The organism is Methylocystis sp. L43 (assembly GCF_015709525.1).
Classification (GTDB): Bacteria; Pseudomonadota; Alphaproteobacteria; order Rhizobiales; family Beijerinckiaceae; genus Methylocystis.
This window is the reverse complement of sequence record NZ_JADNRA010000022.1, coordinates 1-26,139: the sequence shown is the minus strand read 5'-3', so window position 1 is coordinate 26,139 and position 26,139 is coordinate 1. Positions and strand designations below refer to the sequence as shown.

Below are 26,139 nucleotides of genomic sequence, written 5' to 3'. Positions count from 1 at the left end.
GAAGCGCCGATCGCGGCCGGAGGTGTCGCGACGCCCGAAGCGAGCAACCCAAGCCGCGCCGAGGATCGTCAGACGCCGTGGCGGGCCGCGAGCGACTCTTCCGGCGGGTCATGCCTATGCAAGCCCGCGCCCCGGCCGCTACGCTCGCCGGCACAGCGTTCGGCCTGTCTCGCGTTCGCCAGCGCGCCGGGGCAGGGGCTCTAAAGCCGCGCTTTCCAACGGCGTTGCGCCGCCGAACTGAGAATCGCACAGACAAATCACTTTCAAATCAGTCGTATATAGACAAACCGCTGAAATCGCCAAAAATATCCGCCGCAACCGTTGACTTATGCTATGTCAACTGCCTAAACTCAAGACGGTTAGAAGTGTGCCTTTATGGCCACTTCGCCGTCATTCCCCCAAAAATCGCACACTCGAAACGCGCCGATCGCCTCGGCGCGATGGTGTTCGCGCATAGGAATTCGAAAACATGACGACCGACAAAGCGCGGCGCCTTCTAGGCGTCGCCGCTTCCGCGCGCCTTCTAGGCTGCTCCGCTCAGTCGATTCGGAACTGGCGCCGGGACGGACTCTTTCCGCGGCCGGTGTCTTGCCGCTCCCGCGGCTGGCCGAAATGGACGGCCGATCAAATCGAGGCGTTCGCTCGCGGCGAGGCGCCCGAGGCCGATCCGGCGCCGGCCGAAACTTATCTCGACGGCGGCGATATCGCGCAAGTCGCGAAGTGGGGTTTGTTGGCCTGACGCGGATTACGGTATCCGCGATAGACAATCGGGATTCGCAATGAAATTATCCGACCCCTATTTGGAAAGGGGTGGCTATGACTTCGGACGACAAAAAACACACACCACAAAACATTGAACGGAAACACAATGAACGTCCGAGCCGAGTCAATGATTCAGGGCAAGGTTCGGCTGATCGTGATCGTGGTGCGCACAGGGAACACGGCACGATCAGAAAAGAGCGAAGCTCAACTGATTGGGACCGGCCGCCGCCGCCACCCTCACCAAAGCGGGACAAATAGTTATGAGCACATGGGATGATGATCCCTATTACACCATCTCCATTGGTGTGCATAAGTCGCGCAGATATCACAGCAAGATGGCCGGGTTCTTTCAGAGCTTGAATGATACGGTGCTAGCCGCGAACGCAATTCTCGGCGCTGGCGCTTTCATGGTGTTACTTGGCGGCAAGGACGGCGGCCTAGCTAAGGCTCTCATCGCAGTCGTGGCAATCGGTTCTGCAATCGACAACGTTGTCGGCTTTTCGAAGAAATCGAAACAGCATTCGGAACTGTGCCGCAGGTTCACAGAGCTTGCGGCCGATATGGCCTTGTGGGACGCGAACGAAGAAAACTACAAAAAAGCGGTTTCCGAGCGCATCAAAATTGAGAAGGACGAGCCTCCTGTGCATCGTTTGATCGATTTGGAAGCGCGAAATGACGAATTGCGTGCCCGAGGTTATTCGGAGGAATGGCTAGTCCCGCTCACCAATGCGCAACGGCGATTAGGCTATTTCTTCACTTTTGGCATGCCTAGGCTCGAAGAATGGCGCGATAAGAAGCGCCCCGAAGCGGCGTAGGACCGCGCACGCGCCTTCGTTCAATCATTCCTCTTGGAGTTTTTCATCGTGGTTTTTCCGAACTGTGCGGCTGAGCAAATCAGTCGCGAGACGCTGCACGCGCTCGAATCCGGCGCGCGCATGCTCGACGGCGCGGCGCGCCTTTACGAAGCGCTCGCGCTCATCGATCTTCCCGACCTTCCCACACGCGAATTGAACGGCCAGCCGATCCTCCCGAAGTTTCCGACCGTCGAAGAGATTGAGTGTTATGAGGCGTCACTTCGGCATGGCGGCGGGACGCCGATCGCGCGGCGCCTCGATTCCCCCGGCGCGCCCCGAGGCGGTCATGTCTGAAGCCGATTCCTATGTGTTCCCGAGGCCGCCGATTGATCACCTCTACAAGGCGCGCGTTCAATCCTTGGCGGGCTTGCACCTTCACCGAATTTTGGAGTTGATTGACGTTCGGCCGCAAGATGAAATTTCGTTGCACGTGACTGTTTCGGGCGCCGGCGGGACCGTTGTCGATAGGCGAGTCATGCGCGCGCCCGATAAGTTGGGAAAGTGACGCTATGGGCGACATTCACGTGAACGTAAGCGACACCTTCAGCCCCTTGCTGAAGAAGGTCGCCGCTGAAACCCCCGGCGGCCTGCGCAATGCGCTCGATAGGACGGCGCGCAAAGCGTATAACGAAGCGAAGCGAAATGTCGTCGCCGACGTCGGAAGCGCCGACGCCAAGGCCGGCATTTCGACGTTAATGCGACCATCGGCTTACGATCTAAGCGCGCGATTCAGTCTCTATCCGCAAAGGATCACGGCTCGAAAGATCGGCAAGTTTACCCCTGGCACAAGCTGGAATCGCGGCTCGTTCTCAGGGCATACAAGCAACATCTCGCCGGGCCGATCCAAGAACCTCAATATCAGCAAGGCGTTTGTTATCCGTAACAACACCGACGTTGTGATGGTCCGCGTCGGCTCGGGCAAGAACGCCATTAAGGCGGTGTATGCAACGCACCCCGCGACGACGTTCAAAGAAGCCAAGGGCGGCAAGCCGGCAGAGATGTGGAAGCAGGATATCAATCAGACCTTGCCTAACGAGTTGAATAAGGAGCTTGCGAAGGTCTTTGCCGGCGGAAGCGCCGGAGCGTCGGGCGGCGATTGATCGCCTGATACCTCCTAATCGAACGCGCTGAAGGGATATGTTTTTCGTGCATCGTGGCGCGCACTCGCGCGGCATGGCGCGTAGCAGCGGCGGGGGCTAGTGCATCCTGGCGCACGTCCGAACGTTTTTGGTGATCCTGGCGTGCGAATGGGTGGCGCCGCTCACGTGTTGCATCTGCTGGCTCACAGCGCCGACAGTTTGGCTGATAGATCAATCGGCCGGGCGGCAATCCCGAGCGAGTGCATAACAATATAACGTTTCATAGCGGCATTCCGCCAGCCTCCAGGGCGGAGCAATTATAGACGTTATCTATCGATCCCGCGAGACCTCGATACGCCGTGAAAGGCCCGGAAAACCAGGGTTTTTGGGGCCACACCTTCTAACCTCGACATAACGCATTGATATTCAGCCGCTTACGGGTCCTTGGCAAAGGCTCAAGAACGCGCTGCGCGCCCCCGCCCGCATTTTTTCGCTACTCTCTCAACGATTTAGCGATACTTCACCTCAGAAATCTATCAGGATTTTCGATAAATGGAGCCAACCCGGATCGGCATAACGGCGCTGATGAACGAATTTCATCAGCCGCACACAACCATCAAAGGTTGGCTAGACGAAGCTCAAATCCCGAGGGCGCACGACAAGAGCTTTCCCGGCGACGAAGCGCGCGCAGCGATCAAACTTCGAATAGACGAAGAGTCCACGCTGCGCGATCGATACGACTCAACGTCGGCAAAGCAAGCCGACGACGACGCCCGGCGCGCGCTTATCCAAGCGAAGAGAGAAATCGCCGAAGAGCATGCTCGAAAGCTCCGCCTGCAAAATCAGAAGCTCGAAAATTCCTTGCTTGATCGTGAAACCGTCGCCGCGACCGTCGCCGACCTGATTGCACGCGCCAAGGTCGCATTCATGGCCGTGGGGCCGAAGGTGGCGCCGCGCCTAGCGGGCGAATCCGACGCCAAGAAAGTCGCGGCTGCGATCGAAGACGAATGCCGAGCCGCGCTCGCCGCGCTCGCCGACCTCGACGCATTCGCTATGGAGGAATGAAAGTTGGGCCTGCATATCGATCCGCTGGCGACGCCAACGGCGGCGCGCGTGGACAATGAATTGCTCGCGCAACTTTTGGCTCAATTCGCGCCCCCTCCCAAAACAGAAATTGTCGAATGGTGTCAAAGCCGGATCATCCTTCCAGCGAGCAACGCCGAACCCGGACCTCTGAAATTCACGGCGTATCAGCGCGGACTTGTGGAAGCGTTCGCAGACCCCGACGCCGAAACACTCGTATTCATGCTCGCGTCTCAGTCGGGCAAATCGACCGCCATTGACTCCGCGCTTCTCTACACCGTCGCTAACGATCCGGGGCCGGCGCTCATTGTGCATCCGAGCGAAGGCAAGGCGCTCGATTATGTGCGCAACCGGCTTGATCCGCTCATTGCCTCGACTCCAGCCGTCCGCGAGCTTGTGGGGAAAGGCGGTCGCACGGGCGGCGGCTCTTCCGTAAGACATAAAATATTCCCCGGCGGATCGGTTTCGATCGGCAGCAGCTACAACCCTGACGACCTCGCCGCCCGATCGGTTCGCTATCTCCTACTCGACGAAATTGATCGCTTCGCCCGCTCCGCGGGGACTGAAGGCGACCCGGTTCAACTCGCCATCAAGCGGACGCGCACGTTTCAAAATCGGAAAATCATCCTGGCGAGCACGCCGACCGCGAAAAACGCGAGTCGTATCGCCGAGTGGTTCTCTCGCGGAACGCAGGAACGCTTCTACATCCCGTGTCCCGAGTGCGGGGCGCTCGAATACGCGCGCTTCGACCAACTCAAGTGGCAAGAGGGAAAGCCCCACACGGCGCATTTGACCTGCGATCATTGCGGCCACGCCATAAGCGAGCGCGAGCGGCTTGTTGCGATTGAACTTGGGGCGTGGCTTCCAACGGCCGAAAATCCCGAGCCGCACATCCGAAGCTTTCATGCGACGGAACTCGTTTCGCGCTTTTCCAGCTTGGAGTCGGTCGCCGCGCAATATGACGAGTCCAAGGCCCGGCCCGAAAAGCTCCGCGTCTTTCACAACACGGTTCTGGCAGAAACCTACGATTTTGGCGAAGAGTATCAGCTGGACGCCAGCGAGCTTCAGCTTAGGGCCGAACCGATTGCGCAGCCGTTGCCCGCGAGCGTCGAGAAAATCATTCTGTCGACAGACACGCAGCTAGACCGTTTAGAAACATCAATCATCGCGTTCGGCGCCGACGACGAAGCGTGGGTAATCAGTCATCACAAACTCATGGGTAGCACAGACTGCGCGCCCGATGCAGGTCCCTACGCCGCGCTAAGCGAGTTGTGGGGCAGAACGTCGTTTCGGACGAAAGATGGTCGCCTGTTGCCGATCGCCGCCGGCTGCGTCGATGGCAATTATCATTCGCTCCAGGTCGCCCAATTTATCGCGTCTCAGAGGCGCAAACAGCGAAACATGATCGCCGTGCGCGGCGTCGGCGGTTTCGATAAGCCGCTTATCCGCCGCGGCAATACGCTGAAAGGTATTACGACGATCTATCACGTTGGCGTTGACTCGATCAAAGCGAGTCTGAAACGACGCCTTGCAATGACTGAGGTGGGGCCGGGTTTTATTCATCTCGCGGACACTTTGGAGCCAACCTATTTCGAGCAATTGGCAAATGAATCCTTACAGACAAGGTTTGTTCGCGGACGCGAAAAGCTTGAATTTGTGCCGAAGGGACCGCGGTCTGAAGCTCTCGACTGTCTGACCTACGCGACCGCGCTTGCCCGGCTCACCAAGGCGACAACGGCCGCTCCGGCCAACAAACCCCAATCCAATATCGACATTGCGAGCCGTTTGGCCGCGCTCAATTCCAATTATCGAAAGGCCGCATAATGACCATTAAGCCGAAAATTGCTTCGCCCAATAATTCGCAAACGGCGGCAGACATCAGGTGCGAAGAGAGGGTCCGCATGCGCGACGTGCTCATGTCGCCCGAGGCCAAGGGCCGGACGAACCTTGCCGTCAAATTGCTTGTGAACTCGCCGCTTTCCGCTTCCGCAATCGTTGACATGCTCGCCGATACGCCGCGCGACGGCGCGAGGGCGTTTTTCCAGGTGATGCAGGTTGAAGGCTCAATCGGGATTTCCTCGCCGATCGGCGCCGCAACCAATGACGATCCGAAGGCCGCGCGAATTGAAGAGTGCAAGCGGGCAGGGACGCAGCACGCTCTTGCACGTGGTTACATCTCCGCAGAGCAGGCCAAGGCGCGCAGCGTGAATGTTGGGGCGTAAGCGAATGAAAATCGAACTTTTGCCTGAGGTCATCGCGCCGCCCGGCGCGCCGACCGCTGCCATTTCCTTTGACGCCAAGACGCAAGCGGGATTCCAGGACTCCAACGTCGGCAATGAGCGTCGCCTTGCGTGGGCAGTCTCTTCGCAAGGCTCGGGGCAGTTCTTTGGGGGCGGCTATTGGACCGCGCAAGCCTTTGGCGGGCGCTATGCGAAGGAGTCGCTTCAGGCTTCCCGCGTGGCGAATGACATGGCGACCTCTAACAGCGTCGTCGCCACGATCCTGACGACTGGCGTCACGCAGGTTGTGGGGCAGGGGCTTTCCCTGTCCTCGAAAATCCGCGGCGCCGATCTTGGGATTAGCGACCAGGAAGCACGCCAATTGTCTTCCCAAATTGAACAGGCGTGGGCCGATTATATCTCGGAACCGCGCGAGGTGGACTCGACCGGCCGCTATAACCTTCATTCGTTGGCGGCGGGCGGATATCTCAGCTTCCTGAAGGCCGGCGCTCTATTGGCGATTCTCGACTGGCAGCCGCGCGCGGATACGCAATATGCGAGCCGCGTGACGCTGCTAGACCCGGATCAAATCGCGAAGGACTATCATCGCAGCGACGAAAGCGGACTTTCTTTCGTCGCGGGCGTTGGTTTCGACAAGGGCGGCCGATTTACTGCGCTCGCCTTGCGTGACGCGCCCATGGGGCAGCCGAATCTATCGAACAATGTTCGTATCGTGCGGGCATATAATTCGATCGGCCGTCGCCAGATCGTTTGGCTTCAGGTAAACACAGACCCGCGCGGCGTGCATTCCGTGAGCCCCATTGTGGGCGCTTTGACGCCAGCGAAGGAAGAGGCGAGCCTTCAGGAACTCACGCTGGACAAGCACCTCACGCATGCCGGCGCCACGCTTGCGATTGAAACGGACGTTCCGACCAAGACGGCTTTCGACGCTTTGTCGGCGAACGAAGCGCCGGCCGGCGGGCTGCTTTCCGACGCCGAACTTACGGCGTTCCTAGATCGCAAGGAAGCATTTTGGGGCGCATCGGGCCGCAATCGTGTCCCGCTGCGCGGGGCGTCGCTTTATCACCTTCTCCCAAACGAGAAGCTGCATCTTTTGCAGTCCCAAGGCGACAACACGTTTGCCGACTTTTCCGCTGCGTTGGTGAGACGCGCAGCGCGAGCGGCCGGCGAAGCTGCGCCCGTGATCGATGGGGACTTCTCTAGAGTCAATTACTCGGCAGCAAAAATGGCCTTAGAGCCCACTTGGCGTCTCGCGCAAGTGCGGCGCAAGTTCATCGTCGAAGAGTTTTACGCAGCCGTTTTCCGCAATTGGCTTCAGGAAGCCGTGCATCGTGGCGTCATCGAACTCCCGGCGCATGTCGATTTTGACACGCAAGCAAAAGCTATTGCGCGAGCGAAATGGACCGGCTCGGGGCCAATTCAGCCCGATATCGGCAAGGCCCGCAAGGCGCAGATCGAAGCTCTAAGCGCTGGCTTGATCACAATCAGCGACGTGTTGGCTGAGAACGGCGGCGGCGACTTTGAGCAGCATGTTTCCGCGCTCGCTTCCGAGCGGGAATACCTCGCACAATTCGGATTGTCGCATCCAGCGTTTAGCGCGGGCAAGGGCGAAAAGGTGAAATCAGCATGACCACAAATCCGCCGTTCAACCGAGCGCCGCTCAATCAAGGTTGCCATTCGCCGCCCAACGCGCCGCCGTCTGAGGTTCACGACCCCTGCGCGATGTTGCCGAAACTCAGGGCTGCTTATTACGCGCTCCTGGCAGGCGCGCAGTCTCAGGAAGTGCGACACGGCGACATGTGGCAGCGCTGGCATAAGGGCGAGGCGAAATTGCTCAAGCAAGAAATCGATCGCTTATCGGCCATCTGCCCCCGATCGTTTGGCGGCGCCGGCGGGCGATACGCCACGACAATGGGCGGGCGCGGCTTCAATCATCCGGGATATTGATTATGGAGCACACTCAATTTTTCTGGCCATTGATCGACGGCAAGGCATTAATCGAAGTCACTGGCGCATTGGTTTCAATCGAAGATGCTTTGGCGAGCGGTTTTCATTGCGTGCACAAAACTGAGCTGGCGCGGGAACGCGACGCCGAGGTTGAAGGCCGCGGTCGTCGCGCGTCCGAAGCTGCGCACCACGGATTTTGTGTCGATTATGCCTATGCTGGACCACGGCGTCCCGTGCGAAAGCCGAAAGCCGCAACGGTCGATATGCCCTATTCGTCCGCGTCGTCGCCATCGCCCGAGCCGGAGCAACCGTTGTCGCCATACGCGGCGGCAATCCTATCGCTTGACGAAGCGCGCGTGCGGCCTTCGGCTGCGCGCACGTTACTTCGGATGCATCAGGACGATTCGACGCTTCCCCTTCCAGACGCCGAAGCTCTGCTTGCGGCGCTTCCCTTCGAAACCCGTGAACCTATCGAGACTCCTACCATGTCCTATTCCAATCCCGCTGAAGACGCGAAAGCGCATGCGATCCTTGTCCGCGCAACCGAGCTTCGCCAGCAAGGTCTATCACTGCGCGCCGCTCGCGGCGACGCCGAAGCGCGCGCCGAGGCCCTGCGTCTCGATACCGCGCTGCGCATGTCTCGCACGCGCGGCACGAACATCGTCGCCGAACTGACCAACGCGGGCGCCAACGTCGCGCCGATCGCTGAGCAGGCGCGCCGCGTCGCTGCCTAATCCATCTCATTTCCAACATTGGAGTTTCTGACTTATGGCTAAGACCAAAACGATTTCCCTTAGCGCCGTTCTCGACACGCATAATGGTCCACTTCGCGAGCTAACGTTGAACGAGCCCAAGGCCCGGACCTTCCGGCGCGGCGAACCGTTCAAAATCCGTAACGGCGGGGAAATTGAATGGAACAATGAAATTGTGCTCGCATTCCTTCAGGAAATGACGGGCCACGATGCGCTTGTCCTTGACGGCCTTGGCGCCGGCGACTTCCTCAAAGCTCGAAACGCGCTCTTGGAATTGCTTGTGGAGGAAATCGGCGGCCCTTTGGAGGTCTAGTCCCGCGCATCATGGCGACTCTCGCGCTGGATTTGCATTGGAGCCCTCAATCTATCGACGACCTCACTTTGAGCGAACTGCTTTGGTGGGCCAGTAATTTGAGCAAACTCGTTAAGGATCGTGAACGCGAGCGCGCTGCATAGGCGCGCTCTTTATTTTTCACGCATGATAATCGCCCCATGGGGCCGGAGGGTTTTTCTCCATGTCTAAAGGTCCCTCAATCGAGGCGACAGTAAGCGTCGTCGACAAGGCCACGGCAACCCTACAGCGCATGGCCGGCGATATCGACAAGCTGGCGCGCAAATACGAGCGCCTTGGAGGCGGCAGCCATCTGACGGGCGGAATGGCTCCGCATTTTGAGGCGGCGACGCGGGCAACCAACACATGGGGCCGCTCGCTAAGCGCCTCTTTGGCGACGATGAAACAGCTTGCCGGCTTGGCGGCTGGCCTCGCGGCTGTCAAATTGCCCCATATCGCTGCGGACGCCGTGCGCCACTATCTGCCGCTAGATCGCGAGCTATCGACCATGCGAGCGGTCGGCGGTTTTGACGAAGCGTCAATGTCGCGCATGGCGCAACAGCAACGGGACCTTGCGCGGGTTTACGGTCAATCACCCGAGCATATTGCGCACGCGCAGAATGAACTCGTTAAAAGACATTTTTCGGCGGCCACAACTCAAGCCTTCATCGAAAAGTCTGCCGTGCTGGCGCAGGCGCTCGGAGCGGACGTGGGGCGCGCCACGACCGCGCTAGAAGGCGTGATTTTTGGCTATGGGGAGCATGTCAAAAATGCCGCCGACGCCGCACGTCTAGGCCAGCGCTACTCGGATATTTCGTCTATCATGGCGAAGCGCGGCGCCATGTCGATTGAGGACATTGAAGGGTATTGGAAATACGCCGCAGCCGGAGCGCGCTCGGCGGGCCTGTCGCCCGAGCAAGCCGCCGCAATCGGTATGGTGCAGAAGCGAGAGAATTTTGCAGGCGAAGAGGCAGGCGTGTTCACGCGCCAGCTTGCCGCGCGGATCATGATGCCGACGCGCGAAGGCCGAATGGCTTTAGCGGCCTCCGGCATTGACCTTAGCAAGTTCGTTGACCCGACCCGCCGCGACGCGAGCGCTTTGAATATTGCGCTCGGCGAGAACATAGGCAGAGGGCTCGGGCCCTCAGCGACCAAGGCGCTGCAATCGGCCCTCGATAGCGGGAAGATCGCGGACGCGCGCGGCTTCGCGCAATCGGTCATTCGCTACTTTGAAGGCGACCACGGCCATCAGCGCGCGAAAGACACGAACGCCTTGGCGAAACAGGCAACCGATTTCTGGAAAGTCTCGCAAGGCAAGGTCGACGGCTCGGCGCTATGGGATGCGATCGTAACGAAAATGTCGCCCCAAGAGGCGATGGCGTTCTTGGGCGTGAAGCAGGGCAGTAAAGCCGCTTCGATCCTTTCGCAGCTATCGCAGTTGCGGGAATATGAATCCGGGCTGTCCAGTGGCTCCGGGATTACGCAAAAGATCGCGCGCGAGCAACAGACCTCGCTTGCATCCGCGTTCGATCGCCTGAAGGCGACCGTCGAAGACACTTCGAACAGCTTCGTCAAGGCCAACGAAGGCGCTCTGAAGTTCGGGGCCGGCGCAGCGCAGACGGTCGCGAAATGGTTTGGCGACGCGGACGAAGGCACTAAGCGCGCCTGGACGGCCGCAGGCGGCGGCGCAACGCTCGCAGGCGGGGCGTTTGGCGTCAAGAGCTTGCTCGACCTCCTGAAAGGGAACTTCGGCCTCACTGCCGCAGCGACCCAATTGGAAGGCGCCGCTGCGGCGCTCACGCGGGCGGCGGGTGTTATGTCCGGTTCCAAGCTACCCGGCGAGGCAACCGGAGCGGTTGCCGCTGTGGGCGCTGCGAAGAAATCGCCATGGGGCGCGCTTGGCGAGATGGCGTTAATCTACAGCGGGATGCAACTCTACAAGGAGAAGACCGCCGAGTGGTTCGGCTGGACCGATGCGAAGCGCAAGCAGTGGGACTCGAATATCAACGCGCGCGCATGGGATGAAATCAAACGCTATATGCCGAGCGGCCGGAACACGTCGGACCTCTCCAATAATCTGCCCGCCTATGACGCCGATCGTCTCAGCGTCGCGCGCTCGGCTCGCGAAGGCGCACTGTCGCGGTTCTCAGGGCTTGAATCGCTGCGGAGCGCGGCGCGTGACGGTGCGCGTGAGGGCTCACTGTCTGCGCTCTTTACCGGCAAAGATAACGCGCTCGCGCATTCGTTCGCGGCGGGCGGCGCGGCTTCGCAGCCCCAACAAGTGGACGTTGAAGGCAACGTGCGGGGAGCGGTCGATATCCATCAATCTTTGCGCATCGATCCGTCGCCGCTGTTCATGGCGAAAATGTCAGAGGCGCAACACGCGGTCGCGCAAGTTCAAGGCAGCATCATGAAACTCGGGCGCACTATGACCGGAGGGGGTAATGCTCCCGCTCGATCCGGCGGAAGCGTCTTGGCTCCGGCGCCCGCGCCGCTGAAATTGTAAGGGAGGTGGGGCCAATGAGCTTCGTCAATTCGAACTGGCGCGCCGGCATGGCGCGCGTCTCGCAATCGATCAATAATGCATTCGGCGAAACTTTAGAACTCACGCCATGTGCCGCGCGGCCGAACTATGCGGCGGAGCCTTACGCCGACAAGGCCGTCACCATAACGGGCGTGATCGCGCAGAAATCCCATCTCGGATTTGAGATGGCCGGCAACGCGCTTCACGCGCGAGTCGAAACGGCTCCGCTCTGCGCCAGCTTCTCTCGCCTCGATTTGCCTTGGGCAATCCATCGTGGCGACCGGATCAAAAGACTTTGTGACGGGCAGATGTATGAAGTCGCGAGCGTGAGCGACGACGGGCTTTCGCGCATTGAGTGCGAGATAAAGTGCTTGGGGAAGCCGCAGCCATGACAGTCGCCGAATTGCCTCTTGCGGCGCAGATCGGCGTCGCGATCGTGACGGCGTTTGTGTGGTTTGCGGCGACATGTTTTGCTTTCGGTGTCTATCTCGGCGCCCGCGACGTGATTGCCTATTTGCGAACACCACGCCATCTGCGCGCGGAACGATTTACAGAAATTTCCAAGTTTCACGAATAGCCGGGCAAGACTCCACGTCGCGCTTGACGGCGAACCTGTGGGCAGTGCCCGGCGCGTTGCAAACGAGCGCAGTCATGCTGCCCACAGGATCAAGCAAAATCTCCTGAGAGGTAGGAAGCGCCGCTAGCCGAAAGGTTGGCGGCGCTTTTTTCGTCTCTATGCTTTGTTGTGGGAATGTTGTGACATGTAGAAACGGACGCTATACATCACATGACAACATTTATGCTGGAATAAGCTTGACCGCGCCACACGAATACGTCTACCTAAGCTTTAGGCTGTCACGGAATTGCGAGCCGCCTGAATTTCTTCCAAACGTTAGGAGCCCAAATCATGACGGATACGCCTACACGCCCCACGATTGAGCCGGCCGTTGACGAAGCGATTGTCGCAAATCGAATGTTCGCCGCCGCGTTTGAATGCGCGGTTTACGAGCGGCTGCCGTCCTTCGCGCGGCGCGCGCTTGAAGCGGCGATGAATGCCGACGATGACAGCGCGGCGCATCCCTTGGCGGAAATCGTGCACAAACATCGTCGCAGCGCATGGCTCGCGATGGACGCGGCTTTCAAGGTCGACGCCGATCGGTCATTCAATGACTGCGCCCAAGCCGCTGCGCTGGAAATCAAGGCCGCGATCGGGGATGACGAAGACAGCGTTAGGCCACCCAGCGCCACGAAAGAGGATTGATCGCAACGACAAAGGCGCATGTCGGATAAGTTGGGGAAAAATAACGTGAATTAGAGCCATGCCGTTGACGGGCAGGCGCAGACAGCGCAATATTGCTGTGTTGAGCGATACCAATTTCCCCCTGGCATAGGCCTCGCCCTCACAGGCGAGGCCTTTTCACGGTTGACGCTCGCGGCCTGATTGGCGGCACGTCCCGCGCTAAACAACGTGCAATGCTTAGGGGAACTTACATAAGCTTGCGTCCCCGTTCCGTGTAAGCTAAGATATCTATTAGACAATTGTTTCAAGGCCAAGACATTACGTCGTGCCCCCACATGGGAGCGTATTATGAGCTTGCGTCCAGTTTCGCTTCCGCCGAGTCACGAAGCCGTCGAGCATTTTGAAGACGCGGCGAGAAAGCTCCGGGAACGCTTCAGGTCATCCGTTGCGGAAGCGTTACCCGGTTTTGCGCGCCAATTGTTCGAACGAGAATGGCAAGAGGCGGCCGATCTAACGAGTATTGAGTCCGTTCCGCCATTGGCACTCGCGTATCTGATTAGCTGCGAGCGGTGTGTGCAGGATTTGCTCAACAAGAATTACGAAGGCGTTGCGAGCGCACACTTTGATAAATGTGTGAGCGAAGCAGCGAATGAAATCAGGACGAAGGTGGTTGTCTCTGGTAGCTATGAGGGCGACACCCCATCACAAGCTCGAAATTGTTTCCCGCGCCTTTTGCGGCCGGCGAGCGGCACTTCTCACCTCGCAAATTAGTAGCCCTTTTTGGGTTCTGATTGAGCAGACATCGGCCATTTCTCCGTTAAACAAAACATTGTTTAGGGCGCCGCGTGCGTAGGATACCGCGGTGTCAGCTGTCCGGATATTTCTCTTTTCGGTCGCGAGACTGATGCGCTCGTTGTCAGGCGATTCACGGAAAAACTCAAAGATAATTGACACAACACCCCCGCGCCCGTGCTCTGCGTTAGGATAGCAACGCTATCAGCACGAGAAGATGTGCGTCTACCGGCTAAAGGAATTTGACGCCCCCGCCCTCGTCGCGCGACACTCTCGACGCTCGCTGTCGGGACAGACGGCGGGCCTCTATCGAGCCTTCGGCCCTGTCAGCAATGGCGGGGCCGGTTTTTTTTGGCACTTCCGAACTCAATCGCGCGGCGGTGGATCAATCATACCGCGAGGGAGGGGGCAGCCCGCGTCGAATAGGCGCGGGCCGTTCCGTCTTTGAAGCGGAACCGTGAGCGCGCTTCAGGAATTATATGTCCTGAAAGGGAGAACCGGACAGTGTTGACGAATAACAAAAATTATAAGCGACGTTTACTCGATAATACGAGGGTCACGACTATCGCCGACCACTTGCGAGCCATGTATTCAGGCGTCGTCGCCGAGCCTCTGCCTGTGGCAATGGAGAAGCTCCTGCGGCAGATTGAGCAGCGCGTTCGATTGCAGGAAATCGAGGCTTGACGAAGGGCGAAGTCACCCAAATTTATTCGTTAGACGACCTTCCCACGTCGCTCTTCTTCCGGCCTCGCTGGCGGCCTTGCTTTCGACCGAGAGCAGGGCCGCCTTTTTCGCTTGAAGGCGCGGCAAATCAAGCCAAGGCTTAAGCGTTTCTGCGCTGCTCCTCTCGGCGCGCGCGATTACTTCTCGTCAATTCTGTTTTCCAACGCGCTCACAAGCTCTTGAAGGTCTGCAGGCAGAGGCTCGGCAACGATCTTGGCGAGCTTGATTTTCAGTTGATGCCCGATTTTTTCGAGCGCGGCACCCGACTCGCCGTCAAGCTCGCGAGCGACGGCAACCCGCCAATCGTCCAGTTTTCTGTCTGTCATGATAAACCCGCCCACAAAGCAAACGGCCCTGAGGCGGGATTGTTCCAAAGAAATATTCCAGTATTTTGCCAGATGACATGGTCTCGCCCACCTTGGATCATGCGCCAAGATTGTTCGCCTTACGAAGCGAAATCGCTACGTCATAAATGGCGGAAACCGATGCTTGGTCGACATGTTGCCGAGTGACTGCCAGAAAAGCAGCCGCCGCCAAATCTCGTATCGTCGCATCACGGCAATCTTCGCGAACGCCGGCGATCAACTTCTCGCCACGACAGCCTTCGGAAGCACGGCGAACAAACCGCGCTGCGATTGAACGGCGCTCAGCGCTAAACATTATTCGGACACCCGATTTCGTCGGACTTCACTAACGCGGAGCGATAGCGTCGCCCCGGATTTCGTGTCTTCGTTTCCCAAATGTAGGCGATCGGGCGATTTTTTGAAGCAAGGCGCGTTGTCGATTTTCAGGGCATGGCAGCGCATCGAATGGGGTAACCCCGCAACGTTGGCAAGCTCGATTCAGGCAAAACGCGCGGGCGCCAAGCGGACGCCTTGGCTTTGCAGGTCGGCGATCGTGGGCGGGGTGGGGCGCGCATTCTATGAAGAGGAACTTACCGTTCAGGCATTGTTTGCCCGGCGAACAGGTCGGGAGTGTCTTCGTCGCGCTTGCGCGATAGCCTATCGCCCATATAAAAACACGCGTGCTTTACGTGTGAGAGGCGCTTGCCGCCCTCGCAATGAATCCAACCACCATTTCGCACTTTTGTGCTTACAACCTCAGCGCCGCATTTAGGGCAGGGGTGTCTATAGCTTTTCTTGCTAGCTTCGCCATCTCGGTCATAGAGCGCCAGATGCTCACGGACGATTATGATTCGCCCCGAGCGCGTCCGGCGTGCATGCTGCCGTCGCGTTACATATCGGATAGTCATCGATTTTTCTTTCAACGTCTTCTTTGGACCGGCTAAGGGTCCAAAGGCGAGGGTGTTCGCGAAACGCGACGCAGCGAACGAGTTCACTCTAGCCAATCCCGCGTCTGCCAGGAATGTATCTTTTGTAATGCCCAAGCCGAACGGCGGCGCGACCTTGGGTTTCTTAGGATTGTGGATAAAATCCGTGGGGCGGAGATTGTGAATGTCGATCAAGAAAAAGGTGGCCTCGGTAGTTATCTTCGCGGCGCTGAGCGCAAATGCAAGCGCGAAAGACAACCGCGCTGAAGAGTGCGGCGTCGCTGTCATGAAGGACTATAACGAGGCGAATCTGGCTTTGCTCGGGAAGTCGAACTCCCTAATGACCGTTGAGATAACAATCGAGCAGCGAAGACTACAGGAGCAATATTGCCTTCGTGTCGCACGATGTAGGCTTATGAGCATGTCGCTGCAAGAATCGACAACCGTTTTGCCCGCTCTCTTCTCGCGCTGTCTACGCGAGGAAGCGATGGAAAAATATGAATTGATGCCGGCTGACGGGAAATAGAAGTGCTAGGGCAGCGGGTTATCGTCGGGGAAAACAAAATCGCCTGGCCGAACGCCATCCTTCGCAACCTGCATTCTATAGGCGACCGAGTGGCACGTTGTTATGAATCGCGTCCTTGGATGCTTCTTATCGGAAGCGCTTTCCAGTTGGCTCTCGGGAACTTTGTTTAGGTAAGGAAAGGGAATTGGACTCTGTGGCATGTCTGGAATTTTTAACTGGTCGCAAACGGCACGAACTTCCGGCGTCTCGAAGGAGAACGACGCGCGAGAATGAGCGAACTCATTTCTGAGGATTCGGATTGTATCAAGGTCGAATCTCGTTTTCGACCCAAGAATGCGCATCGCGTAAGCAAGCAAAATTTTTGATGAGAACGATCCTAGCGGGCCATTCGATTCAAATATCCGCCTTCGGTCATCCCCGTTCAAATCGTCGCGCAACTTGGATTCAAGCAAGCGTTCTAGGCCCATTTCTATGTAAGTGGACCACATTATAGCCGCGGATCGATCGCTGCTTGCGAGATATAGCTCGTTCTCAATTTCTTCTAAGTCTTGAGGCGTCGGGTCGGCCCGAGTGAGTTTTCGCAAGTTTTCTAAATATGCTGGAGCTTTAGTCACGTATTCAGACTCTTTTGAATGCCACCGATTTTTATGTCAGATGGCTTTGCCGCTACGGACATTCAATGTGCAATTCACAAACTCCGCCCAATTGTTCATGAGCGGCTTGCCCCCGTCGCGAGCATAGTGCGTCGATTCCCCGGTCCATGTCCTGAAGGATGAGATGGCCGTCATGGGGCCTGAGCACCTTCGAAGTTTTACCCCGAATTAGCCCCGGCGCGATTTTCGGCCATCAAAGACATGGGGCCTTATTGAAAAAATATTTCTTGTTTTCAGTGAGTTATATGGTGCCGCTTGAGGGATTCGAACCCCCGACCCCCTCATTACGAATGAGGTGCTCTACCAGCTGAGCTAAAGCGGCGATTGGCGGACGCCCAAAGGCGCGCGGCGGGTCACTCTTATCGGCGCGCGGCGGGTTTTTCAAGCAGCCTCGCGCCTCGCCAGGGCAGGGCCGCTCAAAAAAGGGGAGGGCGCTCAGAATTAACGATGCGGCGCGGCAAAGGCCAGATAGGCCTGCGCGACGGCGCGGGCGATGTCGGGCGTCGCATTGACCGGCGCGCGGCGCCAGTCCTCGAGCGCGCCGCTCCAGATGCGGATGGCGCCGGCGTCGGCGAGCGCCGTGAGATAGGCGTCGATCTTGCCTCGGCGCCCCGGCGGCGGAACGACATAGACCGGCGCGGCGGTCGCGACCGCCTCTCCCACCATATTGACGCTGTCGCCGGTCACGATGATCGCGTCGGCGTTCGCGAGCATTGAGAGATAGGGGTTCTCTCCCTCTCCATCCCAGAAGAGGCCGCTCGGGACGACGAGCGCGCGCCGGAGCCTCTCGCGCAAAGCCGTCGGCGTGCGTCGGGACGCCGTGGCCATGACCGAGCGACCGCTTGCGCGGAGCGAAGCGGCGATGTGCTCCAGTTCGGCGATGTGCGCCGCGCCATAGGCGCCATGCCGGCTGTTGCCGCCGACAATGAGCGCGATGCGTGCGCGGCGCAGGGCGGCGATGCGGAAATCGGGCGCCGCGCGCGCCGCGGCGAGCCGCTCCGGAGAAATCCGATTTGCCGGGGTGAGCGGCGAGAAGACATTCGCGCCGCGAAGGCCGTCATGGCGCGGCGCGATGATGAGGTCGGCGGCGCTCAGTCCGTTCGCAGGCTTGTTCAGATAGACCGTGAATGTCCGCCCGCCGGAGTCGCGCTTCAGTCGCTTGAGCGCCGGGATCGTCCGGCGTCCCGCGGCGATCGCGATATCGGGGTAGGGCGGGGCGTGTGCGAAGCCGTCCCGCGGATCGGCTGGCGCAAAAGGCGCGAGCGCGGCGTAGACGTGGCGGGCGACGACGCAGCGAATGTCGGGCGCCGCGCCCAGCGCTTCGGCGACGCCGAGCGTCTGCGCCTCATGCCCGGCGCGGCCGTCGGAGAGAATGCGGATTGTCGTGGCCTGCGGAAGCAGGCCGCTCGAAGCGCCCCCTCCCCAGCCCTCCCCCGCTTCGCGGGAGAGGGGGTCAGATCCGGGCCGGTGCGACAAACCGCGTAACCTTCGTGGTTAGGGTTCCCTCTCCCGCTTTAGCGGGGGAGGGACAGGGAGGGGGCGACGCCGTCCCTCACCCAAACGCGACCTTCAAAATCTCGTAGCTCTTGCCGCCGCCCGGGGTCGTCACCTCCACGGTGTCGCCGACCGTTTTGCCGATCAAGGCGCGCGCGATGGGGCTCGTGATCGAGACCCGGCCGCTCTTCACATCGGCCTCGGTCTCGCCGACGATCTGATAGGCCTTCTCCTCTTCGGTGTCCTCGTCGACGACCGTGACCGTTGCGCCGAATTTGATCGTCGAGCCCTTGAGCTTTGAGACGTCGATGACCTCGGCGCGCGATAGCTTGTCCTCGAGCTCGGCGATGCGGCCTTCATTCAGCGACTGCGCCTCTTTCGCCGCGTGATATTCGGCGTTCTCCGAAAGATCGCCGTGCGCGCGCGCTTCAGAGATCTGCTGAATGATGCGCGGACGGTCCTCCTGCTGTCGGCGGCGCAATTCTTCGGTGAGCGCGGCGTAGCCGCCGGCGGTCATGGGTACCTTGTCCACCATTGCTTTCGCTTTCTAGTCTTTTCTTGAGTTTCGCCAAACACGCGGCGCATCGGCGGAGGTTGCGCCCGCCGAACTGCGGCCATGCGCTAAGGCATAGGCCGCCAGTGGTGGTCAAAATGTCACCGCACCGCCGCTTGCGTCGCAGAACTCCCAAATTTCACTTGGTCGCGTTGGGCGGAAAATAGTCCTGCAGCGCCCGGACCCTAAGGTCTCCAGACACATAGGCGCGTATTCCCTGGGCCGCCGCGACCGCCCCCGCCAGGGTCGTATAATAGGGAACCTTATGCAGAAGCGCGGCGCGGCGCAAGGAGCGCGAGTCCGCAAGCGCCTGCGCTCCTTCGGTGGTGTTGAAGACGAGCGCGATCGAGCCGTTCTTGATGGCGTCGACGATATGCGGCCGTCCCTCCGACACCTTGTTCAGTTTCTGGGCCGGAATTCCCCGCTCGACGAGATAGCGCGCCGTGCCGCCCGTGGCGACGATGGAAAAGCCGACCTCCTTCAGCAGGCGGACCGCCGGAATGATACGGCCTTTGTCCGCGTCCCTGACCGAAACGAAAACGACGCCCTCGCGCGGGGCCTTGGTGCCGCCGCCGAGCTGGCTTTTGACGAAAGCGGCGTCAAAAGAGGTGTCGAGACCCATGACTTCGCCCGTTGAGCGCATTTCGGGGCCAAGGACGGTGTCAACGCCCGGAAACCGCGCGAAGGGGAAGACAGCCTCTTTCACGCCGACATGCGCCGGCTTCGTATCGAGCGGATCGAAGTCGACGAGCTTCGCGCCGGCCATCACCCGAGCCGCGATCTTGGCGATGGGGCTGCCGATCACCTTGGCGACGAAAGGCACGGTGCGCGAGGCGCGCGGGTTCACTTCGAGCACGTAGATCTCGCCGTCCTTGAGCGCGAATTGCACATTCATCAAGCCGACGACTCCAAGCGACATGGCGAGGCTTTTGGTCTGCGCCTCGAGCGCGGCGATCGTCTCCGGGGCGAGCGAGCGCGGCGGCAGCGAGCAGGCCGAATCGCCTGAATGAATGCCCGCCTCTTCGATATGTTCCATCACGCCGGCGATGACGGCCTCGTCGCCGTCGGCGAGACAATCCACGTCGATTTCGATGGCGTCGGTCAGATAGCGATCGAAGAGCAGCGGATTCTTGCCGAGCACCGTGTTGATCTGCCCGGTCTTGTCGTTGGGGTAGCGCGCCTTGATCTCGGACGGCACGAGGCTTGGCAGCGTGCCGAGGAGATAATCGTCGAGATCGCTTTGATCGCGGATGATCGCCATGGCGCGGCCGCCGAGCACATAACTTGGGCGGACGACGAGCGGCAGCCCAAGCTCCTGCACGACGATGCGCGACTGCTCCACCGAATAGGCGATGCCGTTTTTGGGTTGCTTCAGCCCCAGCTTGTCGAGGAGCCGTTTGAAGCGATCGCGGTCCTCGGCGAGGTCGATCGAATCGACGGGCGTGCCCAGAATAGGCGCGCCCGCCTGCTCGAGGCCGTGCGCAAGCTTGAGCGGCGTCTGCCCGCCATATTGCACGATGACGCCCACAAGCTCGCCGTTGGACTTCTCGACGTCGAGAATCTCGGCGACGTCTTCATTCGTCAGCGGCTCGAAATACAGCCGGTCTGAAGTGTCGTAATCCGTCGAAACCGTCTCCGGATTGCAATTGATCATGATCGTCTCGAAACCGGCTTCGGCGAGCGCGAAGCAGGCATGACAGCAGCAATAGTCGAATTCTATGCCTTGCCCGATACGGTTCGGGCCGCCGCCCAGAATGACGATCTTGTTCTTTGCCGAAGGACGCGCCTCATTCGCGGGGCTCCCGATGAACGGCGTCTCATAGGTCGAATACATATAGGCTGTGGGCGACGCGAATTCGGCCGCGCACGTATCGATACGCTTGTAGACGGGTCGCACGTCGAGACGGTGGCGCATCTCGCGCACGTCCGCCTCATCCAGGCCCGTAAGCGTCGCGAGGCGCGAATCGGAGAAGCCGGCGAATTTGAGCTTGCGAAAATTCTCGGCGTCCTCTGGCAGGCCGTAGTTCTTGACCTTGTTTTCGAGCGCGACGATTTCCGCGATGCGCTCGATGAACCACATGTCGATCTTGCTGGCCTCGTGAATGGCTTCAGCGCTCATGCCGAGCCGCAGCGCCTGGCCGACGACGAGCAGCCGATCCGGCGTCGGCGTGCCGAGCGCGCCGCGCAGCACATTCATATCGTCGCCTTTTCCGAAGCCTTCGATCTCGATCTCGTCGAGGCCGCAGAGGCCGGTCTCCAGCGAGCGCAACGCCTTTTGCAGCGACTCGGCGAAATTGCGTCCGATCGCCATCGCTTCGCCGACCGACTTCATGGCCGTGGTCAATGTCGGTTCGGCGCCCGGAAATTTTTCGAAGGCGAAGCGCGGAATTTTGGTGACGATATAGTCGATCGTCGGCTCGAACGAGGCGGGCGTCGCCCCGCCGGTGATGTCGTTGGCGATCTCGTCAAGCGTGTAGCCGACCGCCAGCCGCGCGGCGACTTTGGCGATCGGGAAGCCGGTGGCTTTCGACGCCAGCGCCGACGAACGCGACACGCGCGGGTTCATCTCGATGACGATCATGCGGCCGTTTGAGGGATCGACCGCGAATTGCACGTTCGAGCCGCCGGTTTCGACGCCGATCTCGCGCAATACCGCGATCGAGGCGTCCCGCATGATCTGATATTCCTTGTCGGTCAGCGTCAACGCCGGCGCGACGGTGATGCTGTCGCCTGTGTGCACGCCCATCGGATCGATGTTTTCGATGGAGCAGACGATGATGCAATTGTCCGCCTTGTCGCGGACGACTTCCATCTCGTATTCCTTCCAGCCGAGAACGCTCTCTTCGACCAGCACTTCATTCGTCGGCGAGGCGTCGATGCCGCGCTCGACGATCTCGATGAACTCCACCTTGTTGTAGGCGATGCCGCCGCCGGTGCCGCCGAGCGTGAAGGACGGACGGATGATCGCCGGCAGACCGATGTCGTCGAGCGCCTCGAGCGCGGCGGACAATGTCTTGACGTGATGCGAGCGCGGCGTGTCGAGGCCGATTTTCGTCATCGCCTCGCGAAACAGTTCGCGGTCTTCGGCCTTGTCGATCGCATGGGCGGTCGCGCCGATCATCTCGACGTCGAATTCTTTCAGCACGCCCATTTTTTCGAGGCTGAGCGCGCAATTGAGCGCGGTCTGTCCGCCCATCGTCGGCAGCAGCGCGAAGCCGCCGGGCGCCGCATAGCGCTCCTTCTCGATGATCTTGGCGACGATTTCGGGCGTGATCGGTTCGATATAGGTGCGGTCGGCCATGTCCGGGTCGGTCATGATCGTCGCCGGATTGGAGTTGACGAGAACGATCCGATAGCCTTCCGCCTTGAGCGCCTTGCAGGCCTGGGTGCCCGAATAGTCGAATTCGCACGCCTGGCCGATGACGATGGGGCCGGCGCCGATGATCATGATGGTGGAAATGTCGGTTCTTTTCGGCATGTGATCCTGTTGGCCGTCCGCAGCGCGCGAGCATCTGGCCTCGTGCTGAGGCGCACCGTAAGGCGCGTCCCGAAAGCACGAGGGCGAGATATGTTCAGCGGTTCCCTCGTCCTTCGAGACGGCGGCTTCGCCGCCTCCTCAGGATGAGGACACCTTTCGTCTTTCACCCTGGCGCACCCCCGCACGGCTGGGGAGCGCGCATAAAAAAGGGCCGCTATTCCGGCCCTTGGACCAGAACGCGTCCCGAACTTGCCCGTCATTTTGTCGGCGAATCGGTGATGCGGGCGGCGAGCGGGGCGCGCCCGGCTCGAAAGTCGCCGACTGTCTAGACGAGAATGACGGTCATGTGAAGGGGCGGCGAGGTTGGGAGAGGGGACCTCAAAGGGGAGGACCGAGCCTCAGGCCGGCGAATCGCGCTATCATTCCCGTTCCTTGTCCCACTCGAAATGGCGGCCATGCGGATTACGAGCTGTTTGCTTTTTCCGATGTTGCTTTTCCTCGCCGGCGCGGGACGCGCCCAGGCTGACGACCTTTCAGCCGTCTTTGCGCAATGCGCGGCATGTCATGGCGCGGACGGGATCGCCAAAAGCGCCGACGTTCCGCATCTTGCCGGCCAGCACGAACTCTATCTCTTCAATCAAATCAAGGCGTTCAAAACCGGCAGGCGGGCGCATAAGGAAATGCGCTACATGAGCCGCCAAATGTCGGAAGCCGAGATGCGGGACATCGCGCGCCACTACGCAACGATGCCGTCGCGCTGAGCATGTCGACGTCGCGTCAGCTTACGACTTATGCCTCGGTCGGCGTCGGCGCGACGCTCGCGCATTACGCCATTCTCATCGCATTGGTCGAAGGCGCGGGCTGGCGCGCCGTGCCGGCGACGCTCTGCGGCTATGTGGTCGGCGGCGTTGTGGCCTATCTCCTGAACCGGCGCCACACCTTTGCAAGCGATCGGCCGCATGCCGAGGCGACATGGCGATTTGCGCTCGTCGCCTTTGCGGGCTTTTGCGTCACCTATGCATTGATGAGCCTCTTCGTCGACCGCTGGAGCGCGCCTTATCTCCCGGCGCAGATGATCACCACCGTGCTGGCGATGTTCGTGACCTTTGCGCTCAACCGGCGATGGACATTTGGGTGACGAACTCTCTCGACGTCATGGCCGGGCTTATCCCGACTCGGCCATCCACGTTATGGCTTTGGGCGCCTGCGACGCATGAGGGGCGGCTACTGGATCAGCCGCTCGATTGTTTCGAAATGCCATTCGGTGCCGCCGCGACGCATCTCAACGCCATCCTTCCCGTCCATGAACACGATCTGCTCGGTATAGGACACATCAGTCCGGTCGCCGTTCGATTGAACGTCAAGGCTGGACAGAGTGACGGAGTGGAGTGCGCCAGCAAGATGGAGATCATAGACGTAGATGAGACGGCAGTTCGGATCGATGACGTGATAGCGAGCTTCAAAAAGAGTCGTAACTCCATTATCGAAACGGCCTTCCGCCACTTCGACGCCCCCCACGCGAAAATCCATCGAACGGCGTAATTCACGCCATTGCTCCGGCGGACCCCGAAACCATTGCGCCTTCACCGCGGGATCAGACCATGCGCTGAAGATGCGTTCCGGCGTCGCCGACCAAGAACGCTTTATCGTGAATGTTCCCTGAAACAAGGGTAGGGCAGTCATTTTTCGCCTTTCGGGGTTGAGGATTTGGAATGCTTGGGATGGACGGGTTTTTCTTCGCTTTCGAGCAATCTTTCGAGCTGATCGAAACGGTGTTCCCACAATTGACGGCGTTCGCTGAGCCAATTTTCGACGCGCAGGATGGCGTTGCTGGAAATGCGGCACTCGCGGGTGCGTCCGCGCTTCTGCGTGACGACTAAGCCGCTCGCTTCGAGTACTTGGACATGCTGCTGGATAGCTGCGAGCGATGACGCGTACGGCTTCGCCAGTTCGCTGACAGACGCAGGTCCGCGCGACAGACGCTCAAGAATTCCGCGCCGTGTCGCATCAGCAAGCGCGTGGAACGCTCGATCCAGCTCTTTCGAATACTCAACCATACACTTGAGTATCAGCGGCGTTGGCTGAAAGTCAAGTGTGCGCTTAAGTGTTTAGAAAAAAGCCTGCACGAATAGGGTGGTTCTGGACGGAAGTGGCCGGGCTTTCGGCGCGTCATGCTCACGCTTGTCGCGGGGCATCCACGCCAAGACATCGCAGTGACTACTGAAGGATCGCGCGCGCCGGATCGCGTGGATGGCCGGGAGAAGCCCGGCCATGACGGCTTGTTGGCGCCTCCACCGCTCTCACGGCCACTTCACCAGCGGCGGCATCGAGGAGAGGATCGAGTCGACATTGCCGCCAGTCTTCAGTCCGAAGATCGTGCCCCGGTCGTAGAGCAGATTATATTCGACATAGCGGCCGCGCCGCACGAGCTGCTCGTCGCGCTGCGCCTCGCTCCACGGCTTGGCGAAATTGCGCCGCACGAGTTCCGGGTAGATGTCGACAAAACTTTCGCCGACATCGCGGGTGAAGGCGAAATCTGCATCCCAGGCGGAGTTTGCAGCGTCTCCGGCGCTGTTGAAATAGTCGTAGAAAATTCCGCCGATGCCGCGCGGCTCGTTGCGATGGGCGAGGAAGAAATATTCATCGCACCATTGTTTGAAGCGCGCATAGTCGGCGACGGAATGGCGCTCGCAGGCGCCGCGCATCGCGGCGTGGAAGGCGATCGTGTCGGGATCGTCCTGCGTGCGGCGCGCGTCGAGCACCGGCGTGAGGTCGGCGCCGCCGCCAAACCACGCTTTGCTCGTCACGACGAAGCGCGTGTTCATATGCACGGCGGGAACATTGGGGTTCCACGGATGCACGATCAGCGAGATGCCCGTCGCAAAAAAGCGGGGGTCTTCCGCCGCGCCCGGGATCTGCTTGGCGAATTCAGGCGCGAAGCTTCCAAAGACCGTCGAGCAATGCACGCCGGCCTTTTCGAACACCCGGCCATGGATCATCCCCATGCGGCCGCCGCCCCCCGGCGCGCCGCCGATGTTTTGAGCGGCGCTTCCTAAAGTCGCGCCGCTGTGGTCCGTTCGGCTCCATGGCGTGAGAACGAAGCGGCCCGGCGCGTCGGCGCCTTGCGCGAATGGCCCCGGCGCTTCATCCTCCAGCGCTTCGAAGGCGGCGATGATGCGCAGCTGCAACGACTCGAACCATGCGCGGGCGGCGTCTTTGCGAGCTTCGAGCTGATCTGGCGCGGCGTTCATCGACGTCTCCTCTTCTCGCCGTTTCATCCCGCCGGCGCCGCGCCTTGTCAATTCAGCAGAACTATTGCGCCAGGGCGATCGGGTGAAGGGTTTCCTCATCCTTGTAACTTAAACCGTGCCGGATCGGCTAACATTGCCGCTGCGGTGGCGGACGGGACGCCGGCTCATCCTCGGGCGATCGAGCCCGTTCCTCAGCTTGGCCGCCCGTCTGCCGTTCCATCGAACCCGAACAGTCGCTTGGGCCGCGCGAAGCGAAGCCCGCTTAGGCAAGGACGGGACATGATGGACGCTGTATATGTCGGGATCGATGTTTCCAAAGACCGGCTTGATGTGCATGCGCTTCCGCAAGGCGCGGCCTTTATGGTGGCGCGTAATGGCGAAGGCGTTGCGCAGCTCGTCGAACGGCTAAAAGGGCTGTCGCCCGCGTTGATCGCGCTCGAAGCCACCGGCGGCTTCGAGACCGTGGTCGCTGCGGCGCTTGCCGCCGCCTCTCTGCCCATCGTCGTCGTCAATCCGGCGCAGGTGCGTCACTTTGCGCAGGCGCTTGGTCGGCGCGCCAAGACCGATCCGATCGACGCCGCGGTCAT

28 protein-coding genes, 1 tRNA gene and 1 pseudogene are annotated in these 26,139 nt (G+C 60.0%); 21 read left to right on the top strand and 9 right to left on the bottom strand.

From position 1 onward, the window contains the following. The first annotated feature begins 469 nt into the window (after nt 1–469). From IYX23_RS05350 to IYX23_RS05275, 16 genes are all read left to right on the top strand, one after another. Entirely contained in the window at nt 470–739 is a 270-nt protein-coding gene (locus IYX23_RS05350) for a hypothetical protein (protein ID WP_196392213.1), read from the top strand. 235 nt (nt 740–974) lie between these two features. Next, complete coding sequence (locus IYX23_RS05345; protein WP_196392214.1) at nt 975–1,577, top strand: hypothetical protein; 603 nt, start codon at nt 975–977, stop codon at nt 1,575–1,577. 48 nt (nt 1,578–1,625) lie between these two features. Further along, nucleotides 1,626–1,910 carry a hypothetical protein gene (locus IYX23_RS05340; RefSeq protein WP_196392215.1) on the top strand — a complete coding sequence of 95 codons (285 nt, stop codon included), beginning with the start codon at nt 1,626–1,628 and terminating at the stop codon, nt 1,908–1,910. Between the two features lie 215 nt (nt 1,911–2,125). Then, nucleotides 2,126–2,716, top strand: a complete 591-nt coding sequence (locus IYX23_RS05335) for a hypothetical protein (RefSeq protein ID WP_196392216.1) — start codon at nt 2,126–2,128, stop codon at nt 2,714–2,716. 531 nt (nt 2,717–3,247) lie between these two features. Next, on the top strand, nt 3,248–3,760 hold the full coding sequence (locus IYX23_RS05330) for a hypothetical protein (RefSeq protein ID WP_196392217.1): 513 nt from the start codon (nt 3,248–3,250) through the stop codon (nt 3,758–3,760). A 3-nt stretch (nt 3,761–3,763) separates the two neighbouring features. Beyond that, entirely contained in the window at nt 3,764–5,602 is a 1,839-nt protein-coding gene (locus IYX23_RS05325; RefSeq protein ID WP_196392218.1) for a terminase gpA endonuclease subunit, read from the top strand. A 77-nt stretch (nt 5,603–5,679) separates the two neighbouring features. Further along, a complete protein-coding gene (locus IYX23_RS05320; protein ID WP_196392219.1) occupies nt 5,680–6,000 on the top strand; it encodes a hypothetical protein in 321 nt (106 codons plus the stop codon). A 4-nt stretch (nt 6,001–6,004) separates the two neighbouring features. After that, nucleotides 6,005–7,648 carry a phage portal protein gene (locus tag IYX23_RS05315; protein ID WP_196392220.1) on the top strand — a complete coding sequence of 548 codons (1,644 nt, stop codon included), beginning with the start codon at nt 6,005–6,007 and terminating at the stop codon, nt 7,646–7,648. After that, the gene (locus tag IYX23_RS05310; protein ID WP_196392221.1) at nt 7,645–7,965 is read left to right on the top strand and encodes a hypothetical protein; all 321 of its coding nucleotides are present in this window, start codon (nt 7,645–7,647) and stop codon (nt 7,963–7,965) included. The genes IYX23_RS05315 and IYX23_RS05310 overlap by 4 nt, the downstream gene beginning before the upstream one ends. A gap of 2 nt (nt 7,966–7,967) precedes the next feature. After that, nucleotides 7,968–8,699, top strand: a complete 732-nt coding sequence (locus tag IYX23_RS05305) for a hypothetical protein (protein ID WP_196398829.1) — start codon at nt 7,968–7,970, stop codon at nt 8,697–8,699. A 34-nt stretch (nt 8,700–8,733) separates the two neighbouring features. Beyond that, the gene (locus tag IYX23_RS05300) at nt 8,734–9,030 is read left to right on the top strand and encodes a hypothetical protein (RefSeq protein ID WP_196392223.1); all 297 of its coding nucleotides are present in this window, start codon (nt 8,734–8,736) and stop codon (nt 9,028–9,030) included. A 1,402-nt stretch (nt 9,031–10,432) separates the two neighbouring features. Continuing rightward, nucleotides 10,433–11,554, top strand: a complete 1,122-nt coding sequence (locus IYX23_RS20170; RefSeq protein WP_246716504.1) for a hypothetical protein — start codon at nt 10,433–10,435, stop codon at nt 11,552–11,554. Between the two features lie 14 nt (nt 11,555–11,568). Further along, nucleotides 11,569–11,964 (top strand): hypothetical protein, encoded by a 396-nt coding sequence (locus IYX23_RS05290; RefSeq protein WP_196392225.1) that lies wholly within the window; start codon nt 11,569–11,571, stop codon nt 11,962–11,964. Beyond that, nucleotides 11,961–12,149: a hypothetical protein gene (locus IYX23_RS05285; protein WP_196392226.1), complete on the top strand. Its 189-nt coding sequence runs from the start codon at nt 11,961–11,963 to the stop codon at nt 12,147–12,149. The genes IYX23_RS05290 and IYX23_RS05285 overlap by 4 nt, the downstream gene beginning before the upstream one ends. Before the next feature lie 330 nt (nt 12,150–12,479). Further along, a complete protein-coding gene (locus tag IYX23_RS05280; RefSeq protein WP_196392227.1) occupies nt 12,480–12,833 on the top strand; it encodes a hypothetical protein in 354 nt (117 codons plus the stop codon). 327 nt (nt 12,834–13,160) lie between these two features. Then, the gene (locus IYX23_RS05275) at nt 13,161–13,583 is read left to right on the top strand and encodes a hypothetical protein (RefSeq protein WP_196392228.1); all 423 of its coding nucleotides are present in this window, start codon (nt 13,161–13,163) and stop codon (nt 13,581–13,583) included. 881 nt (nt 13,584–14,464) lie between these two features. On the opposite strand, the gene IYX23_RS05265 is transcribed toward IYX23_RS05275, so the two are convergent. After that, nucleotides 14,465–14,761 (bottom strand): hypothetical protein, encoded by a 297-nt coding sequence (locus tag IYX23_RS05265; protein ID WP_196392230.1) that lies wholly within the window; start codon nt 14,759–14,761, stop codon nt 14,465–14,467. Between the two features lie 500 nt (nt 14,762–15,261). Then, nucleotides 15,262–15,792: a hypothetical protein gene (locus IYX23_RS05260; protein WP_196392231.1), complete on the bottom strand. Its 531-nt coding sequence runs from the start codon at nt 15,790–15,792 to the stop codon at nt 15,262–15,264. Between IYX23_RS05260 and IYX23_RS05255 the strand changes: the two genes are divergently transcribed. Continuing rightward, nucleotides 15,782–16,123: a hypothetical protein gene (locus tag IYX23_RS05255; RefSeq protein ID WP_196392232.1), complete on the top strand. Its 342-nt coding sequence runs from the start codon at nt 15,782–15,784 to the stop codon at nt 16,121–16,123. The two genes, IYX23_RS05260 and IYX23_RS05255, sit on opposite strands and share 11 nt — an antisense overlap. A gap of 899 nt (nt 16,124–17,022) precedes the next feature. Here IYX23_RS05255 and IYX23_RS05250 read toward each other — a convergent pair. The 4 genes from IYX23_RS05250 to carB all read right to left on the bottom strand — a co-directional run bounded on the left by IYX23_RS05250 (nt 17,023) and on the right by carB (nt 22,301). After that, nucleotides 17,023–17,098, bottom strand: a tRNA-Thr gene (locus IYX23_RS05250). Nucleotides 17,099–17,217: 119 nt separating this feature from the next. Continuing rightward, the gene (locus tag IYX23_RS05245; protein WP_196392233.1) at nt 17,218–18,252 is read right to left on the bottom strand and encodes a mitochondrial fission ELM1 family protein; all 1,035 of its coding nucleotides are present in this window, start codon (nt 18,250–18,252) and stop codon (nt 17,218–17,220) included. A gap of 76 nt (nt 18,253–18,328) precedes the next feature. Continuing rightward, nucleotides 18,329–18,805 carry a transcription elongation factor GreA gene (greA, locus tag IYX23_RS05240; RefSeq protein WP_083909759.1) on the bottom strand — a complete coding sequence of 159 codons (477 nt, stop codon included), beginning with the start codon at nt 18,803–18,805 and terminating at the stop codon, nt 18,329–18,331. Nucleotides 18,806–18,962: 157 nt separating this feature from the next. Further along, nucleotides 18,963–22,301, bottom strand: coding sequence for a carbamoyl-phosphate synthase large subunit (carB, locus tag IYX23_RS05235; protein WP_196392234.1), 3,339 nt, complete (start codon nt 22,299–22,301; stop codon nt 18,963–18,965). 455 nt (nt 22,302–22,756) lie between these two features. Between carB and IYX23_RS05230 the strand changes: the two genes are divergently transcribed. Beyond that, nucleotides 22,757–23,062: a cytochrome c gene (locus IYX23_RS05230; RefSeq protein WP_246716503.1), complete on the top strand. Its 306-nt coding sequence runs from the start codon at nt 22,757–22,759 to the stop codon at nt 23,060–23,062. A 2-nt stretch (nt 23,063–23,064) separates the two neighbouring features. Next, complete coding sequence (locus tag IYX23_RS05225) at nt 23,065–23,439, top strand: GtrA family protein (protein ID WP_196392236.1); 375 nt, start codon at nt 23,065–23,067, stop codon at nt 23,437–23,439. A gap of 86 nt (nt 23,440–23,525) precedes the next feature. Here the strand turns inward: IYX23_RS05225 and IYX23_RS05220 are convergent, their stop codons facing one another. Beyond that, the gene (locus IYX23_RS05220) at nt 23,526–23,984 is read right to left on the bottom strand and encodes an SRPBCC family protein (RefSeq protein ID WP_196392237.1); all 459 of its coding nucleotides are present in this window, start codon (nt 23,982–23,984) and stop codon (nt 23,526–23,528) included. Nucleotides 23,985–24,013: 29 nt separating this feature from the next. Between IYX23_RS05220 and IYX23_RS20165 the strand changes: the two genes are divergently transcribed. Next, nucleotides 24,014–24,181, top strand: coding sequence for a hypothetical protein (locus IYX23_RS20165; protein WP_246716516.1), 168 nt, complete (start codon nt 24,014–24,016; stop codon nt 24,179–24,181). On the opposite strand, the pseudogene IYX23_RS20160 reads toward IYX23_RS20165, so the two are convergent. After that, nucleotides 24,182–24,358: pseudogene (locus IYX23_RS20160) on the bottom strand (helix-turn-helix domain-containing protein); the annotation flags it as partial. Nucleotides 24,359–24,601: 243 nt separating this feature from the next. Next, on the bottom strand, nt 24,602–25,552 hold the full coding sequence (hemF, locus tag IYX23_RS05210) for an oxygen-dependent coproporphyrinogen oxidase (RefSeq protein ID WP_246716502.1): 951 nt from the start codon (nt 25,550–25,552) through the stop codon (nt 24,602–24,604). A gap of 282 nt (nt 25,553–25,834) precedes the next feature. On the opposite strand from hemF, the gene IYX23_RS05205 reads away from it, so the two are divergent. Next, a partial coding sequence (locus IYX23_RS05205; RefSeq protein WP_196391763.1) for a transposase occupies nt 25,835–26,139 on the top strand: 305 nt, incomplete at its 3' end.